Below are 15845 nucleotides of genomic sequence, written 5' to 3'. Positions count from 1 at the left end.
CGGCCGGAGGGGGCGGCCGGGGGGGCGGCCGTGCGTGGGTCAACCGCCGCGCGGCCGGGGCCGGTTGTGGCAGGGTGCGGCCCGGACCCGCGACCGGGCGGGGCGGACGGGACGGCTGGGGGGGCGAGGCACGGGTGGTGGACGGACGGTTCGCGCAGGTGGACCGGCTCCGCGGCGGCGGGATGGGGCTCGCGTGGCGGGCCCGGGACCGGGTGCTGCACCGCGAGGTCGCGGTCAAGGAGGTGCGGCCCTCCTCTTACGGCGGCGCGTGGGCGAAGGCGCTCCGGGAGCACCTGCCCCTGATCGGACCCGAGCCCTCCTCGCTGAAGCGCTGAGCCGGCGGCATGATCCACTGGTCACGCACCGCAGGGCGCGGTGCGTGAGGAGAGTGAACGTTCATGCCCGTCGCCGACGCCTCTGCCGTCCGGGTCCGTCCGGTCCACGAGGAGGACTTCGACCAGTGGCGCGCCCTGTACCGGGGGTACGCCGAGTTCTACCGGGTCGAGCAGACCGAGGAGGCCGCCCGGCTCGTCTGGTCGTGGCTCCACGACCCGGCCCACGAGGTGGAGGGGCTGGTGGCGGAGGGCGCCGACGGGCGGCTCGTCGGGCTCGCGCACTTCCGGCCGTTCGCCCGGCCGCTCTCCGCGACGGTCGGCGGCTGGCTCGACGACCTGTTCGTCGACCCGGCGAGCCGCGGCACCGGCGCGGCGGACCTGCTGCTCGCCGCGCTGCGCGGGATCGCCGCGGAGCGCGGCTGGAGCGTCGTCCGCTGGATCACGGCCGACGACAACCACCGCGCCCGCTCCAAGTACGACCAGGTGGCCACGCGCACGATGTGGATCACGTACGACATGGCCCCCGAGGTCTGATCCGCCTAGCGCAGCTCCTCCGCGACGATCGCCGCGGCGGCGGCGACCAGTTCGTCCACGCCCTCGGCGTCCGGCTCGAACCGGGTGGTGAGGACGGAGAGGAGGATCGGGCCGCCGTCCGGCGGCCAGGTGACGCCGACGTCATTGTTGCCGCCGTACTCGCCGCCGCCGGTCTTGTCGGCGACCGTCCAGTCCGCCGGCAGGCCCTTGCGGAAGCGGTGCAGGCTGGTCGTGTTGCGGAGCAGCCAGTCGGTCAGGAGGGCGCGGTCCGCCGGTTCCAGGGCCTTGCCGAGGACCAGCCGGCCGTAGGTCCTGGCGATCGCGCGCGGGGTGGTGGTGTCGGTGATCCGCCAGGGCTCGGCGGAGTTCAGCTCGGGCTCCCAGCGGTCGAGCCGGGTGACCGGGTCCCCGAGGGAGCGGGCGAAGCGGGTGACGGCCGTGGGGCCGCCGAGCTCGCGCAGGAGGAGGTTGGCCGCGGTGTTGTCGCTGAAGCGGATGGTGGCGTCGCAGAGTCCGGCGACCGTCATGCCGCGCGCGATGTTGTCCGCGTCCTTCGTCACCGGCGACCAGCCGGAGCGCTCGACGTAGTCGGCCGTGTAGGTGAGGCGGCGCGCCAGGAAGGTGCCGTCGTGGTCGAGGTCGCGCAGGACGGCCGCGGCGGCGAGGGTCTTGAAGACCGAGCACATCGGGAAGCGCTCGCGGTCCCGGTGGGCGAGGGTGCGGCCGGTGCACACGTCGTGGGCGTGGACGCCGAGGCGGGCGTCGTACTGCTCCTCCAGGGCGCGTAAGCGGGCGACGACCGGCTCCTCGGTCCGGCCGGCCGGCCGGCTCGACCGGCTGGTCGACGGGCGGGTCGACGCCTGGGCGGAGCCGGCGCCGGCCAGGCCGAGGGCGGCGGTGAGGGCGGTGCCCGCACCGAGGGCGAGAGCGGTCCGGCGGGAGGCGCCGGAATGCTGGGAGTTCACGAACGTCCTTTCGAAGGTGATCGTTTCCGCAGTACACCCCGCGGAGGGGGCGAGAGTGGTTCCGACACCCCGGTTACCTGACGGTATGTGATTCGGGGTTCACTGTCCGATCATGGACCCGGAGCACAGTGCTCCGCGCGTTGTGAAAGGACACGCATGCCATATCGCGAGGGGGAGAGCGGCACGGCACCGACCCTGATCCAGTCGGTGCGCCGGGCCGTGCGGCTGCTGGACGAGCTGGAGCGGCGCGGTGGCGCGGGCAGCGCCAAGCAGCTGGCCCGCGAGGCGGTGCTGCCGCTGCCGACGGCGTACCACCTGCTGCGGACCCTGGTCCACGAGGGCCTGATCCGCAACGACAACGGTGTCTACACGCTCGTCGCGCCGCTGCGCCGGGACGTGGGCCCGGCGACCCACGAGCCCGCGCTCGGGATCCAGGCGTGGGTGGACACCCTCAGCCTCGACCTGGACGCGGCCGTCTACTTCGTCCAGTACCGGGACGGCGAGGTGGAGCTGGGGGCCGTGTCCGACAACCCGGACCGACCACCGGTCGAGGAGTGGGCCGACTTCCGGGCGACGGCGCACGCCCACGCGGCCGGCCAGAGCCTGCTGCTGCAGCTGGAGCCGGAGCAGCGCGGCGACCATCTGAGCCGCCACCCGGTCGCGGCGCTCACCCCGCACACGGTCCGGCTCCGGCGCGACTTCGAGCAGCGGCTCGCCGCCCTGCCGCGACGGCTGCCGGTCCTGGAACACCAGGAGTACGCCGTCGGGACGGCGTGCGCGGCGGTGCCGATCACCGTCGGCGCGGAGACCGCGGCGGTGGCGCTGTCGATCCCCGCCGCCGAGGGGGCGCGGCTCCGCGTTCTGGCGGACCGCCTCCAGCAGCGCGCGGAACAGGTGCTGATCTCCCAGACGTTCGCGGTCGCCGCCCACGGCCACGAGCCTTGACCGGCCCCCGGCCGGGAGCTCCGGCGCGGGGGTGCCCCGCTCGTGGCCGCCGCGCGCGCCGGCGCCGGCCCGAACCTCCGCGGACGCCCCGCCCCGAGGCGGGGCGGGGTCCGGCGGCGCCCGCGCCTCCTATGCTGACCAGGTACGGAAGAAGCAGGCCAGGGTTGGCACACGACGTAAGGGGCACCCCGCTCGATGAGCCGGAAGCAGCAGCGCGGAGAAGTCACCGTCGAGCGCGTCCTCGACGCCGCGCTCGACCTGTACGCGCGCGAGGGCGAGGCCGGCCTCACCGTCTCCGCGCTGACCCGGGTGAGCGGGGTCAGCACCGGCAGCGTCTACCACCACTTCGGCAACCTCCACGGGGTGATCAGCGCCCTCGCCCTGCGCTGGCTCGGCCGTCTCCTCGGCGAGCTGGGCACCGCCCTGGTCTCCCATCAGGACGCCCGTTCCGGCATCGAGGCCGTCGTGCGCGCCTACCTCGACTTCGTCCGCACCCAGCCGGCCGCGTCCCGGCTGCTCCACTCCCCCTTCGCGGACCAGGAGAGCGCGGCCGGCGCGCGCGAGATCCGCGACAACCAGGAGGCCCGGCTCACCCCGATCGAGCTGTGGCTCGACGGCCACCGGAAGGCCGGTGCGATCGCGGACCTCCCCACGCCCGTGATCGAGTCCCTGGTCCTGGGCCCGGTGATCGGCATGGCCCGCCGCTGGCTCACCCTGGAGGACGTCGACCTCGAGGAGGCCGCCCGCGTCCTCCCGGACCGCATCTGGCGCTCCATCAGCCCCTGACCGCGGTCCTCCCCCACCGGCAATGCGCCGGGTCAGTCCGGGGCCGGCGTCCCGGCGTGGGCCGGCGGGCCGTCCGGGGAGCCGTCGGCGGTGCCCGGGCCGATCCGCAGCTCGAAGTCGCCGTCGTACCTCTCGTGTCCGGCGATCACCGCGACCTCGACGATCTCCTTGCCGACCCGGCCGCGCACGATCAGCGGGTCCTCGCGCAGGTCCCGCATGAGCGCCACGCACATGCCGATCATGACCAGCACGAACGGGGCGGCGACCAGGATCGTCAGGTTCTGCAGGCCCGCCAGGGCGTCGCCCTGGCCGTCGCCGATGAGCAGCATGATCGCGGCGACGGCGCCGGTGACCACGCCCCAGAAGACCACCACCGGGCGGGTCGGCTCCAGCGCCCCGCGCTGCGACAGGGTGCCCATGACGATGGAGGCGGCGTCCGCGCCGGAGACGAAGAAGATGCCGACGAGGACCATGACGAGCAGGCTCATCGCCCCCGTCGCCGGGAACTCCTGGAGCAGCCCGAAGAGCTGTCCCTCCGGGGTGGTCTCGCCCGTCAGCCGGCCCTCCTCGCTCAGCCGCATCGCCGTGCCGCCGAAGATCGCGAACCACACCAGGCTGACCGTGCTCGGCACCAGGATGACGCCGCCGATGAACTGACGGATCGTGCGGCCCCGGCTGATCCGGGCGATGAACATGCCGACGAAGGGCGTCCAGGAGATCCACCACGCCCAGTAGAAGACGGTCCAGCTGCCCAGCCAGTCGTGGATGTTCTCGCCGCTGGTGGCCTCGGTGCGGCCGGCCAGCTGGGGCAGGTCGCCGAGGTAGGCGGCGAGGGAGGTCGGGAGCAGGTCGAGGACGATGATGGTCGGTCCGGCGACGAAGACGAAGACGGCGAGGAGCAGCGCCAGCACCATGTTGATGTTGGAGAGCCACTGGATGCCCTTCTCCACGCCGGAGACGGCGGACAGCACGAAGGCCACGGTGAGGACCGCGATGACGCCGACGAGCAGCCCGGTGCCGGTCTTCTCCAGCCAGCCCAGCTCCTCCACGCCGCTGCCGATCTGGAGCGCGCCGAGGCCCAGCGAGGCCGCGGAGCCGAAGAGCGTGGCGAAGATGGCGAGGATGTCGATGACCCGGCCGGGCCCGCCGAACGCCCGGCGCTCGCCCATCAGCGGGACGAAGACGGCGCTGATGGTCTGCCGGCGCCGGCGGCGGAAGGTCGAGTACGCGATGGCCAGCCCGACGACGGCGTAGATCGCCCACGGGTGGAGCGTCCAGTGGAAGAGCGTGGTGGCCATCGCCGTCTGCATCCGCTCGGCCGAGTCGGCCGGGGAGGTGCCGGGCGGCGGGGTGCCGTAGTGCGCGAGCGGCTCGCTGACGCCGTAGAACATGAGGCCGATGCCCATGCCGGCGCTGAACATCATCGCGATCCACGAGACCGTGCGGAACTCCGGGCCCTCGTCCTCCTGGCCGAGGGTGATCCGGCCGTACCGGCTGATCGCCAGCCACAGCGCGAAGACGACGAAGCCGGAGGCGGCCAGCATGAACGCCCAGCCGCCGTCCCGGATCAGCCCGTCGAGCAGGCTGCTGGAGGCCGACTCCAGACTGTCCGTCGCCGTCGCGCCCCAGACGACGAAGGCGAGCGTGAGGACGGCGGTGACGCCGAAGACGACCACGTCGGTTCGGGCGGGGTGGCGGCCGGCCGGATCGGGCAGGTCCGCCGTCACCGGCAGGCCGCCCCACCGGCTCCGGCGTCTGCCGCCGCCCGGGCCTCGCGCGCCCGGGGCTCCGCCGTGCGGTCGGCCGTCCGGCCCTGGTCCGTCCTGCGCCATCTGCGACCCCTTTCCCCGCCAAACGGGACAAACTTCTCATGTCCTGGTAAGGCTGTATCACAAGCGGAGTCGAACTCGGCGGACCAACAGGCCCCGGGACCGGACCCGTTGGCCGGGGCCGGGTCGTCGGCGCGGCCTCAGTCGCCGCGGGCGTGCAGCTCGACGGCGGTGAGCAGCCGCAGCTGGGCGTCGAGCCAGGGCCGCACCGCGGCCTCCGGTCCCTCCTCCGCGAGCGCCGCCGGCACCCGCCGGAGCCGCTCCGCGGTGGTGGTGAGGCCGCGCCGGGCGAGCGCGTCGGCCGCGTCGGAGAGCGCGGTCCGGGCCCCTGGGGGCAGCCGGCGCAGACCGTGCACCGTGACGGTGGCGAGCGCGGAGAGGGCGCCGTCCAGGGCGAGCGCGACGGGGTCGCCGGAGTCGGGCGGGACGGTGTGCGGCAGCCGGGCCGCGGGCCGCCGCGGGGCCGGTGCCAGATCGGGTACGACCGTGGCGGTGCCGGTACGGACGCCGAGCGGGTCCACCACCAGGCCGTCGGCGGTGACCCGGACGAAGCCGCTGACCAGCCGGGGCCCGGGCGCACCGTCGGACAGGGCCCCGGCCAGGGCGTCGAGCCCGCCGGGGCTGTGCGGGTTGTACGGGGTGACCAGCCGTGCCGGGGTGCCGGCGGCGTCCCGGACGGTGGCGCGCAGCTCCTGCCGGGCCGGGTCGTAGCCCGTCTCCCCCACCGCCTCGACGGCCAGCACGTGCAGGGCCTCCGCCTCCACGCGGGGGCGGGCGAAGCGCGGCGGGCGGCGGCGGAGGGTCCGCGCGTGCGCGGCGAAGTCCCGGACGAGCAGCGGCTCGGGCAGCTCGGCCCAGGCGTTCCCGACCGGGGTGACCCCGGTGGCGGCCGCCCGGGAGGTGCCGAGCGTCACCGCCCGCCCGGGGGTGCGGGAGGCGACCTCGCTCACCACGTTCCCGGTGGCGAGCGCACCCAGGGTGCTGCCGGCGATCCGGCGGCGGGCCAGGACCGCGCCGGTCGGCTCCGTGTCCTCCGGGACCGCCCAGCGGCGGCGCAGGACCAGGGCGATGCCCGCGCCGGGGTGGGCGAGGTACACCTCGGCCGTGCGGTCGGCGGGGGTCCCCGATATCCGGCAGCCGAGGGCGGTGAGCCGCACCCGGCGGAGCGGGGTGTCCCCGCGCTCGCCGCTGCCGAGGAACGCGCCGGACCCGCCCCGGGCCCGGGCGTCGGCCTCGCCGAGCAGCGCGGCCAGCTCCTCGGCCCGGAAGCGGGCGCCCCTCCCCGCGTACTCGCCGAGCTGGTCGAGGACGTCTGTGAGAACGCCGGCCGGCCAGTGCAGCGCGGCGGCGGCGAGCTCGTCCCGGACCCGGCCGAGGGTGCCGGGGAGGACGGGCCCCGTGTGGGCGGCGCCGTCGAGCAGCAGGTCCGCGAGGAGCGGGCCGGACCGGTCGAGCGCGGCGGTCCCCTTCCGGCCGGGCGCGGCGCCGCCCACGTCGATCCGCGCGGGCGGCTGCGCGGGATCCGCCTCGACGGCCGCGCGGAACGCCCAGACGGCGAGCGCGACGGCCTCGCCCCGCACGGCGTCGGCGGCGTCCGTGACCGCGTGCGCCACCGCGTCGCGCACCGGGAAACGGACGGTGCAGGTGGGCAGTTCGGCCCGTGCGGCGGGCGCGTCGGGGCTCGGGTGGGTGAGCCGCGCGGCGTAGCCGCGGGCCAGGGTCCGCCGGGCGGCGGCCACCGCCCGCGCCCCCACGGCGGCCGTCAGTTCCTCGTCCCCGGTGTCGCCGGGCGACCAGGGCCGCCAGACGGGCGCCTCGGGTGCGGGTCCCGGTGCCGCCGGGGCGTCCGGGGCGTCCGGGGCCTCGGCGGCGCGCTGGTGGGCGAGGACCAGGCCGATCAGGTGGCGGCAGACGCCGGGGGCGGCGCAGGTGCAGGTGCCGCGGTCGAGTCCGGCGCCGGGGGCGAGGGTGACGGTGGTGCCGTCGGGGAAGCGGCCGGTGAGCGTGGCGTCGGGCTCCGCCGTCACCGTGGCTCCCGAGCCCGCGGCCAGCTCCCGCGCGGCGCGCTTCACGAGGCCCCGGTTGGTGAGCGCGGCGAGCGTTTCGGCGTCGAGGGCGAGGAGGTCGGTCCTGGTCATCGGCCGAGCCTCTCGGCGACGAACTCGGCGAGCTGCCCGGGGGTCATGGCGCCGACGTGGGCGCCGGCGTCCGCGAGGAGCTGCCCGGTCTCCCGGTCGTAGGCCGGCCGGGCCTCCTCGTCGAGCGCGGCGAGCCCCAGCACGACGGTGCCCTGCTCCACCAGGGCCCGGACGCCCCGCACCAGCCGGTAGCGGTCGCCGCCCTCGTAGAAGTCGCTGATGACGGCGACGATCGCGCGGCGCGGATTGTCCACCAGGCCGGTGGCGTAGGCGACGGCGCGGGCGATGTCGGTGCCGCCGCCGAGCTGGACCCGCATGAGCAGTTCGACCGGGTCGGCGACGTCGCTCGTCAGGTCCACCACGGAGGTGTCGAAGGCGATCAGATGGGTGGTCAGCCCCGGCAGCCCCCACAGGCTGGCGGCCGTCACGGCGGAGTGGATGACCGAGTCGACCATGGAGCCGGACTGGTCGACGAGGAGGATCAGCTGCCAGCGCTCGACGTGCCGGCGGGTCCGGGAGTGGAACCGGGGCCGCTCGATGAGGAGGCGGCGCTCCTCGGGCCGGTAGTGGGCGAGATTGGCGCGGACGGTGCCGCGGAAGTCGAAGTCGCGGGCGAGCGGCAGTCTGCTGGGGCGGCGGGAGCGGGTGCCGTGGAGGGCGCGCCGCACCTCCGGCCGGAGGCGTTCCGTCAGCCGGCGGACGACGGTCTCGACGATGCGGCGGGCCAGCCGCAGCACCTCGGGGTTCATCAGGTGCTTGGTGCGCAGGACGGCGCGGAGGAGGGTCTGGTCGGGTTCGATGCGCTCCAGGACGGCGGGGTCGGTGACGATCTCGTGGATCTCGAACCGCTCGACCGCGTCCCGTTCGAGCCGTTCGACCGTCTCGCGGGGGAAGAGCCGGTGCACGTCGTCGAGCCAGTCGACGGGGGTCACGGTCGAGGGGCCGTCGCCGCCCTCGCGGCCGGTGGCGCGCACGCCGCGGCGGGCCTGGTCGGGGTCGCGGCCGTAGAGCCAGTCGAGCGCGGCGTCGCGGGCGGCGGCCTCGGGGCCGAGGGGGCCGGTCCAGCGTTCGGCGGGGGCGCCGAGGACGAGCCGCCACCGTTCGAGTCCGGCGTCGGGTCCGGGTCCGGGGGTGTGCGGGGCGGTCATCGGGCGGCCCCCAGGCCGAGGTCGTCGAGGGTGCGTGACACGTGGTCCTCCAGTGCGCGGGCCCGGGCGAGGGCCAGCGGGTCCGCCGGGGTGCGCAGCAGGGCGCGGGCGGAGCCGCGCAGGCCGCGCCGTTCGATGAGGCGGGCGGCGATCCGTTCGCGCTCGGTGGGCGGGAACCAGGCGAAGGCTTCGCGGAGGGCGGGCAGGGCGACGAGGAAGTCGGTGTCGGACATGGCGACGACCAGGTCGTCGAGGACGCCGACGAGCGCTCCCGGGTCGCCGTCGGCCCGCTCCGCGGCCACCTCCTCGCGGGCGACGGCGAAGAGCCCCGCCAGCCAGTCGCCGAGCACGGCGGGCGCGGCGGCGGCCCGGACGGCCTCGGCGACGCCGGACTCCGCGGTCCGGGCGAGGACGCGGACCAGGCCGTGGGCGGCGCCGCGGAGGTCGGGCGGGGCGGCCGGGTCCGCGGCGACGCGACGGAAGACGTCCGCGGCCGCGTCCCGGGGGACGGTGAGGATCGGTCCGGCGTGCAGGAGGGCGTCGCGGACAGCGACGAGGGCGCGCAGCCGGGCGCGGTCGGGGCCGGTGGCGCCGCCGGGCGCCGTGCCCTCGACGAGCCAGAGGACGCGGGTGACGGCGGTGTCGACGGCGGCGGCGAGCAGGGGGTCGCGGGCGACGCCGTAGACGCGGTCGTGCCGCCACAGGCCGAGGGCGGTGGCGAGCGCGGTGCCCAGCGGGCCGGGCGCGGTGGCGGCGGCGAGCCCGGCGCGGAGGCGGGTGACAAGGGGGCCGGCAAGGTCGGTGGCGCCGCAGACGACGGTGTCGAAGAGGACGCCGGCGAGGGCCGCGCAGTCGTCGGCGGCGGCGCGGGCGCGGTCGCCGAGGGCGACCAGGGCGGCGTCGTCGAGGCGGGCTCCGTACGCGCCGGCCTCGACCAGGGCGGCGTCGCGGCCGGCCGCCGGGCGGGGCTCCCACCGTTCCTCCGCGACCGGGTCGGTGCCGTCGGCCGGGCCGGCCGTCCGCTCGTACCCGGGGATGCCGAGGACGCGGAGCCGGTGGAGGAGGCGGCTGCGGTCGAGTCCGGCCGGGTCGGTGAGCCGGAGCGTCACGGGGGCGGTGCCGTCGAGGCCGAGGGCGGTGAGGCGGGCGGCGACGTCGTGGACGAGGGGCGGGGCGGGGGTGTCGGGGTGGAGCCGGCCGACGCGGTCGCCGGCGCAGACGGCGACCATCTCGACGACCGCCGGGTGCGCGCCGGGGGTCAGCGGGCCGCGCCGGGTCCAGGGCAGGGGTTCGTCGAGGGCTTCGGTGACGAGGGCGCCCGCCAGGGCGTCGAGGAGGTCGAGGCGGCCGGGCACGGGGTGGCCGCGCAGGGCGGCGAGCGCGGCGGCGGAGGCCCGGGCGGCGACGAGGGAGGCGGTGGAGACGGGGTGGCCGCGGTCGCGGAGCCGGTCGGCGACGGTGCGGACGAGTCGCCGGCCGGCGGCTTCGGGGCCGTCCTCCCACAGCCACTGGTGGTAGGCGGGGGACGGCATCCCGGACTCGTAGCCGGCGAAGGAGTCCAGCTGCCGGAAGGAGTACGGGACGAGGTGGCTGCCGCTGAGGGAGCCCTCGGGCGGCGCGGGCACGGCCGGCCACTCCGCCGCGCCGCCGGGGCCGGTCTCGGCCAGCCGGCGGAGGGCGGGACGGTGGAAGCCGCCGGTGACGACGAGGACCGGGCGGTCGCCGGCGGCGGCGCGGGCGGCGCGGATCCAGGCGGCCATGTAGGTCTCGCGGGCCTGGTCCGAGGCGTCGGCGGCGTCGGCCTCGGGGTCGCCGCGGACGGCGTCGAAGTAGGCGTCCAGGCGTTCCGCCAGGTCCGGGGCGTCGGGGTCGGCCTCGATCATGCGGTCCCAGAGGGCGTCGGTCGAGTCGACGGCGAAGCGGTGCCGGAGCCGGGCGGTGGCCTCGGCGTAGCGGAGTTCGGCGTCCGCGTACCGGTTGGCGCGGCCGGCGAAGGCGGGGTGCCAGGCGGGCAGGTCGATGAACCGCACCTCGGCGCCGGCCGCCCGGCCCGCGGTGAGCGCGATCCACTCGGGCGAGTAGGCGCACAGCGGGGTCCAGGAGGTCGCGGCCCGCTCGTCGTCGCGGTAGTGGCTGAAGACGGCGACTGGCAGCTCGTGTCCGAGCAGCAGCTCGTCGAGGCGTCCGTCGAGGTCGGACGGGCCTTCGACGAGCACGTACGCGGGGCGCAGGCGCTCGACGGTCCGGGCGACGAGCCGGGCGCAGGCGGGCGAGTGGTGGCGGACGCCGAGGTACGTGACGGTCATCAGCCGGCCAGCAGGTGGCGGGCGGCGTGGAGCGCCTTCCACGGGGCGCCGCCGCGGCCGGCGACGCGCTGTTCGAGGTAGCGGCGGAGGCGGGCCAGGTCCTCGGGGCTGTCCTTGGCGGCGGTGCCGGCGAGGCAGGTGACGAGGTCGGCGGCGTCGCCGGGTCCGCCGCGCAGGAACCAGCCGCGGACGCCGACGGCGTGGGCGACGGAGACGGCCTCGGCGGTGCTCATGACCGCCGAGAGCCGGTCGGTGGGGGCGCCGTCGCGGGTGGTGCCGGCGCGGAGTTCGCGGAAGGTGGTGACGAGGACGGTGAGGACGTCCCGGTCGGGGGCGACGGGGACGCCGGAGCGGCGCAGCAGGGCGCCGGCCTCGGCCTCGACGAGGGCGAGTTCGGTGTCGAGGTCGGGGATGGGGAAGACGGTCTCGAAGGTGAAGCGCCGTTTGAGGGCGGCGCTCATCTCGTTGACGCCGCGGTCGCGGGTGTTGGCGGTGGCGATGACGTTGAAGCCCTGGCGGGCGAAGACCATGCCGGCGGGGCCGTCGAGTTCGGGGACGGCGACGACCCGTTCGGAGAGCAGCGAGAGGAGGGAGTCCTGGACCTCCAGGGGGCAGCGGGTGATCTCCTCGAAGCGGACGAGCCGGCCCTCGGCCATGCCCTTGAGCATGGGGGCGGGGACGAGGGCCCGCTCGGAGGGGCCCTCGGAGACGAGGAGGGCGTAGTTCCAGGAGTACTTGATGTGGTCCTCGGTGGTGGCGGCGCCGCCCTGGACGACGAGGGTGGAGTCGCCGGCGACGGCGGCCGCGATCAGCTCGGAGAGGAGGGACTTGGCGGTGCCGGGTTCGCCGACGAGCATCAGGCCGCGGTTGGTGGCGAGGGCGACGAGGGCGCGCTCGACGAGGGCGGTGTCGCCGACGAACTTGCGGCTGATGCCGTGCTCCTCGTCGCCGACGACGAACCGGCGGGCGGCCCGCAGGCTGAGCTGCCAGCCGGGCGGGCGCGGGTCGGTGTCGCCGGCGCGCAGGGCGGCGAGCTCCTCGGCGTACCGGACCTCGGCGGGCGGCCGCTGGAGCGCGTCGGGGGTGGTCACGAGGTCAGCTCCGTGAGGTCGGTGAGGAGTTCGGAGACGGTCACGGGGTCGAGGTCGGCGAGGCGGAGCGGGTAGCTGCGGCTCCCCCAGTGGTCGCCGGGCTGGGTGTCGAGCCAGACGGTGTCGAGGGTCTGCTCGGGGAACTCGTCGAGCATGCCGACGGCGATGCCGGGTTCGAGCTGGATGACGAGGTGGCGCTCGGGGGCGAGGCGGCGGGAGAACCAGCGCTCGACCCCGTTGTCTTCCGGTGAGCCGCGCTCCCAGCCGCGCTTCTGGAGGCCGAGGAGGCGGCCGACGGGGACGGTGACGCCCTCGAAGCGGGTGAGGCGGGCGCTCGCGGAGTCCTCCTCGGTGGGGGTGTGGAGCGGCCGGCCGAGCTGCGGGAAGGGCTGGACGATCTCGTAGTCGGCGAGGAGTTCGGCCCAGGTGCCGAGGGAGTCGGTGAGGTGGAGGGGGTGCGGGAGGGTGACGGTGGCGTCGTCGGCGACGGTGAGCAGCTCGTCGTCGGCGTCGGCGTAGGTGCGGTCCTCGGCGACGCGGAACGCGGTGGTGGTGCCGTCCTGTTCGGCGCTCCAGACGAGCCGGCGGGCGAGGTGCCAGACGAGCGGGTGCTCGACGAACAGCTGCCGGAACTCGGCGCCGGTCCAGGAGCGGCCGTCGACCATGGCGGCCTCCAGGCGGCGGACCTGGTCGGCGGCGATGGTGCGGACGTCCTTCTTGAGGGCGAGGAACCGCTTGCGCTCGGCGGTGGCCCGCTCGGTCTCGTCGCGGGCGCCGGGCTTGGGGAGGTCCTTGAGGCGGCGGCCCTCGGCGTCCCGGACGAACGGCTTGAGGGCCTCGTCGAAGCCGACGGTGAAGCGGCGGGTGCCGTAGTCGACGACGGTGCTGCCGTCGGCGTCGAGGCCGAGGTCGGGCACGAGCCGGTCGGCCAGCTGTTCGGCGGTGAGGCCGAGGTCGTCGGCGACCTCGGCGATCTTCTCCTGGGCGCGCTGCTTGAGCGCCTTGAACTTGACGCGCTGGGAGATGCCGTGGAGGTGGAGCAGGGCGCTGTCGGTGCCGATGGCGGCGAGCACGTCGAGCCCTTCGACGGCCCGGTGGTGGGCGCCCTCGCCGGGCCAGGCGCGGATGACGGGGGTGAGCTCCCGGACGGTGTCGTCGTCGCCGAACCAGCCGAGGGCGTGCAGGGCCCACGCCTCCTTCGGCGGCATGCCGACGACCCGCCACTCCTCGAAGAGGCCCCAGGCGAACTCGGCGAGCGACGCGGGCGTGCACAGCTCGCGGACCACGGCGAGGCCGGGGTAGGGGGCGCCCGGCTTGGAGACGGAGACCATGGTGATCAGGTGGGCGACGGCGGAGACGGGCAGGGTGGCGCCGGTCCGCAGCCGGATCCGGGGCAGCACGCGGGGCTCGAGCCAGGCGGGCGTCTGGGGCATCCGGGCGGGCAGCGCGGTCACCAGCGGGTCGGTGGCCAGGAGCGCTTCGACGGCCTCGACGGCCTCCTCGCCGTACTCCTTGGCGGCGGTGCGGACGCCGTCCGGGCCGTGGGCGGCGACGATCGCCCGCAGCGCGCCCTCGGCGGCGGTCCGCTCGGGGCCGGCGGCGCCGACGGCGTCGGGGACGAGGAGCCGGGCCGCGTCGGTGCCGTGGCGGTGCAGCCAGGTGCGGGCGGTGCGTCCCGCGGTCTTGAGGCGGTGCAGCCAGTTCGCCATCAGCCGGGCGACCCGGACGTCGAGGTAGGGCAGCATGACCTCGGCCATGGCGGTGGGGTGGTGCGGGGCCATGCGCAGCAGGGGCGGCAGGGCGGCTTCCTCGTGGGCGGCGACGAGCGGCTTGAAGACCTCGGCGCCGTCGTAGCAGTAGTCCATGCCGTCCCAGTCGGCGAGGAAGGGGCGGACGCGGTCGGCGGGGCCGTTGACGAGGACGCCGACGGTGTGCCAGTTGTGCAGGTCGCCGCGGAGGAGCTTGTCGACGAGGGTCTCCATGGGCTCGTACGGCTGCCAGCCGGTCACCCAGGACTCGGTGGTGGCCCAGGCCCGCCGCTCCTCGTTCCGCCAGACGACCCGGGTGCCGGCGGGGGCGACGGCGCCGGTCACGACGCGGGGCTTGACGGCCGGGCGCCGCACGGTCCACGGGGGGCTGGTGAGGAGCGCGGGCAGGTCGGCGGGGGCGGCGTCCTCGGTGGTGTCCTGCGCGCGGGTGAGCGGTGCGACGATCTCGGCGGCCTCGGCCGGGAGTTCGGGCAGGACGTCGAGGGCGAGCGCGCGGTGGGTGGCGACGTGTCCGGTGAGCATCCGGCGGACCAGGGCGCTGTCGGCGGTGGTCTCGCGGGCGGCGAGGGCGAGCAGGCGGAGGGCGCGGACGGGGAAGCGGCGGGCGGCGGCGGCCAGTTCGGCGCGGACGTGCTTGTCGCCGACGCGGTCGACCAGCCCCTGGAACGCCGTGTCGGAGGGGAGCTCCGCGAGGGCGGCGGCGAGCGCCTTGAGGTCGTCGGTGCCGAGGTACTGGCGGTGCGTCTCGGCGATGAGGAAGGGGGCCACGGCGGTGCCGACGCCGTCCGCGACGGTGGCGACGGTGGCCGCGCCCCAGCCGCGCCAGCCGAGGTCGACGCGGCCCCCGTAGCCGGCGAGCTGGTCGGCGGTCAGGGAGCAGACGAGCATGTCCCGCACCGGGATCTGGACGTGGTCGCGGGTGGCGGGGTCGGCGACGCACTCGTCGGTCCAGGCGCGCTCGGTGGGCACCAGGAAGGAGACGGAGACGCGGCGGCGGGGGCTGGTCCGGTGCCGGGCGAGGGCGGTGACGGCGGCCGCGTACGTCGCGTCGTCGGCGACGGCGAGGAGGGCCCGGACCCGTTCGAGGACGGTGTGGGCCTCGCCGTGCTGCCACTGCGCCTCGTCCTCGGCGGCGGCCTCGATGCCGCCGACCACGCTGCTCCGGGTGCCCTGGACCCAGAGGCGGCGGCATTCGAGGTGTTCGACGGCGGCGACGGCCGCGAAGGGCAGTCCGTGGGTGAGGGTCCAGGCGTCGGCGACGGTGCGCCGCTCGGCGCCGTGGGGCAGGAAGGCGGCGAGGACGGCGGCGCCGACGGGGTCGGGGCTGCCGGCGTCGTGGGCGCGGGCGGCGGCGACGAGCTCGGGGTCGCTCCGGCCGGCGTCGAGCGCGCGGTCGACCTCGGCGCGCCGGGCGGAGCGCCATTCGGCGAGCCGGGCCGGCGCCTTCGGGTCGGGTGCCGGAACCGGGACGGGGGTGCCTCCGCGGCGCGGGCGGAGGTGCCGCTTCCAGGCGTCGGGCAGGACGAAGGCGGTCTCGTCGGGACGGACGACGGGGGCGTCGGACGCCTCGGCCGGCGACGGCTCGCCGACCGATCCGGAGGGAGCGGGCGGCGCCACGGCGGTGCCGTCGCCGGCGGCCACGTACCCCTTGCGCTCCTTCTCGCCGATGGACTTGAGCAGGTACGCCTCGGCGGCCTCCACCGTGCCGAGGTCCTTGACGCGGGTCTGGCCCGCCGTGCCGATCCGGCCGAACCGGACGGTCACCGCGGTGCCCTCCGCACCGGCTTCCCAGAACTTCCCCGCGCCGTCCCCGGCGTGCTCCCAGCGGCGCACGGCCCCTCCCGCATTGCTCTCGTCGATCACTGCTCCGCACAGTAGCGGGGGTCACTGACAACCCCGGAATTCCCGCTGTCCGCGGGGGTTCTGGACAGCCCCGACCCAGGAATGGTTAGGTTAGCCTTACCTAAAGATCCGGCCGCCCCGGAAGATCCGACCGAGG

Annotated in this window: 11 protein-coding genes; 4 read left to right on the top strand and 7 right to left on the bottom strand. The window is 76.2% G+C overall.

Translation table 11 applies throughout. The features are described from left to right. Nucleotides 1-137: 137 nt before the first annotated feature. Both IF73_RS0132270 and IF73_RS0132265 read left to right on the top strand, forming a co-directional pair. Entirely contained in the window at nt 138-335 is a 198-nt protein-coding gene (locus IF73_RS0132270) for a hypothetical protein (RefSeq protein ID WP_199806757.1), read from the top strand. 63 nt (nt 336-398) lie between these two features. After that, the gene (locus IF73_RS0132265) at nt 399-869 is read left to right on the top strand and encodes a GNAT family N-acetyltransferase (protein WP_031014056.1); all 471 of its coding nucleotides are present in this window, start codon (nt 399-401) and stop codon (nt 867-869) included. Between the two features lie 5 nt (nt 870-874). On the opposite strand, the gene bla is transcribed toward IF73_RS0132265, so the two are convergent. Continuing rightward, nucleotides 875-1834, bottom strand: a complete 960-nt coding sequence (gene bla, locus IF73_RS0132260; RefSeq protein WP_031014055.1) for a class A beta-lactamase — start codon at nt 1832-1834, stop codon at nt 875-877. Nucleotides 1835-1990: 156 nt separating this feature from the next. On the opposite strand from bla, the gene IF73_RS0132255 reads away from it, so the two are divergent. Together IF73_RS0132255 and IF73_RS0132250 are read left to right on the top strand one after the other, a co-directional pair. Continuing rightward, nucleotides 1991-2779, top strand: coding sequence for an IclR family transcriptional regulator (locus IF73_RS0132255; protein WP_031014054.1), 789 nt, complete (start codon nt 1991-1993; stop codon nt 2777-2779). A gap of 195 nt (nt 2780-2974) precedes the next feature. Further along, nucleotides 2975-3565, top strand: a complete 591-nt coding sequence (locus IF73_RS0132250) for a TetR/AcrR family transcriptional regulator (RefSeq protein WP_031014053.1) — start codon at nt 2975-2977, stop codon at nt 3563-3565. A 32-nt stretch (nt 3566-3597) separates the two neighbouring features. Here IF73_RS0132250 and IF73_RS0132245 read toward each other — a convergent pair whose 3' ends face one another. From IF73_RS0132245 to IF73_RS0132220, 6 genes are all read right to left on the bottom strand, one after another. Continuing rightward, the gene (locus IF73_RS0132245) at nt 3598-5397 is read right to left on the bottom strand and encodes a BCCT family transporter (protein WP_078868372.1); all 1800 of its coding nucleotides are present in this window, start codon (nt 5395-5397) and stop codon (nt 3598-3600) included. Nucleotides 5398-5534: 137 nt separating this feature from the next. Beyond that, nucleotides 5535-7532 (bottom strand): hypothetical protein, encoded by a 1998-nt coding sequence (locus tag IF73_RS0132240; RefSeq protein WP_031014051.1) that lies wholly within the window; start codon nt 7530-7532, stop codon nt 5535-5537. Next, nucleotides 7529-8680 (bottom strand): VWA domain-containing protein, encoded by a 1152-nt coding sequence (locus tag IF73_RS0132235; RefSeq protein ID WP_031014050.1) that lies wholly within the window; start codon nt 8678-8680, stop codon nt 7529-7531. Before IF73_RS0132235 ends, IF73_RS0132240 begins: the two co-directional genes overlap by 4 nt. Beyond that, nucleotides 8677-10986, bottom strand: coding sequence for a DUF5682 family protein (locus IF73_RS0132230; protein ID WP_051717529.1), 2310 nt, complete (start codon nt 10984-10986; stop codon nt 8677-8679). The genes IF73_RS0132235 and IF73_RS0132230 overlap by 4 nt, the downstream gene beginning before the upstream one ends. After that, the gene (locus IF73_RS0132225; protein ID WP_031014048.1) at nt 10986-12077 is read right to left on the bottom strand and encodes an ATP-binding protein; all 1092 of its coding nucleotides are present in this window, start codon (nt 12075-12077) and stop codon (nt 10986-10988) included. Before IF73_RS0132225 ends, IF73_RS0132230 begins: the two co-directional genes overlap by 1 nt. Then, complete coding sequence (locus IF73_RS0132220) at nt 12074-15709, bottom strand: DUF4132 domain-containing protein (protein WP_234338403.1); 3636 nt, start codon at nt 15707-15709, stop codon at nt 12074-12076. Before IF73_RS0132220 ends, IF73_RS0132225 begins: the two co-directional genes overlap by 4 nt. Nucleotides 15710-15845 lie beyond the last annotated feature (136 nt).

The organism is Streptomyces sp. NRRL F-5727 (assembly GCF_000719555.1).
Taxonomy (GTDB): domain Bacteria; phylum Actinomycetota; class Actinomycetes; order Streptomycetales; family Streptomycetaceae; genus Streptomyces.
This window is presented reverse-complemented; position numbering and strand designations above follow the sequence as displayed.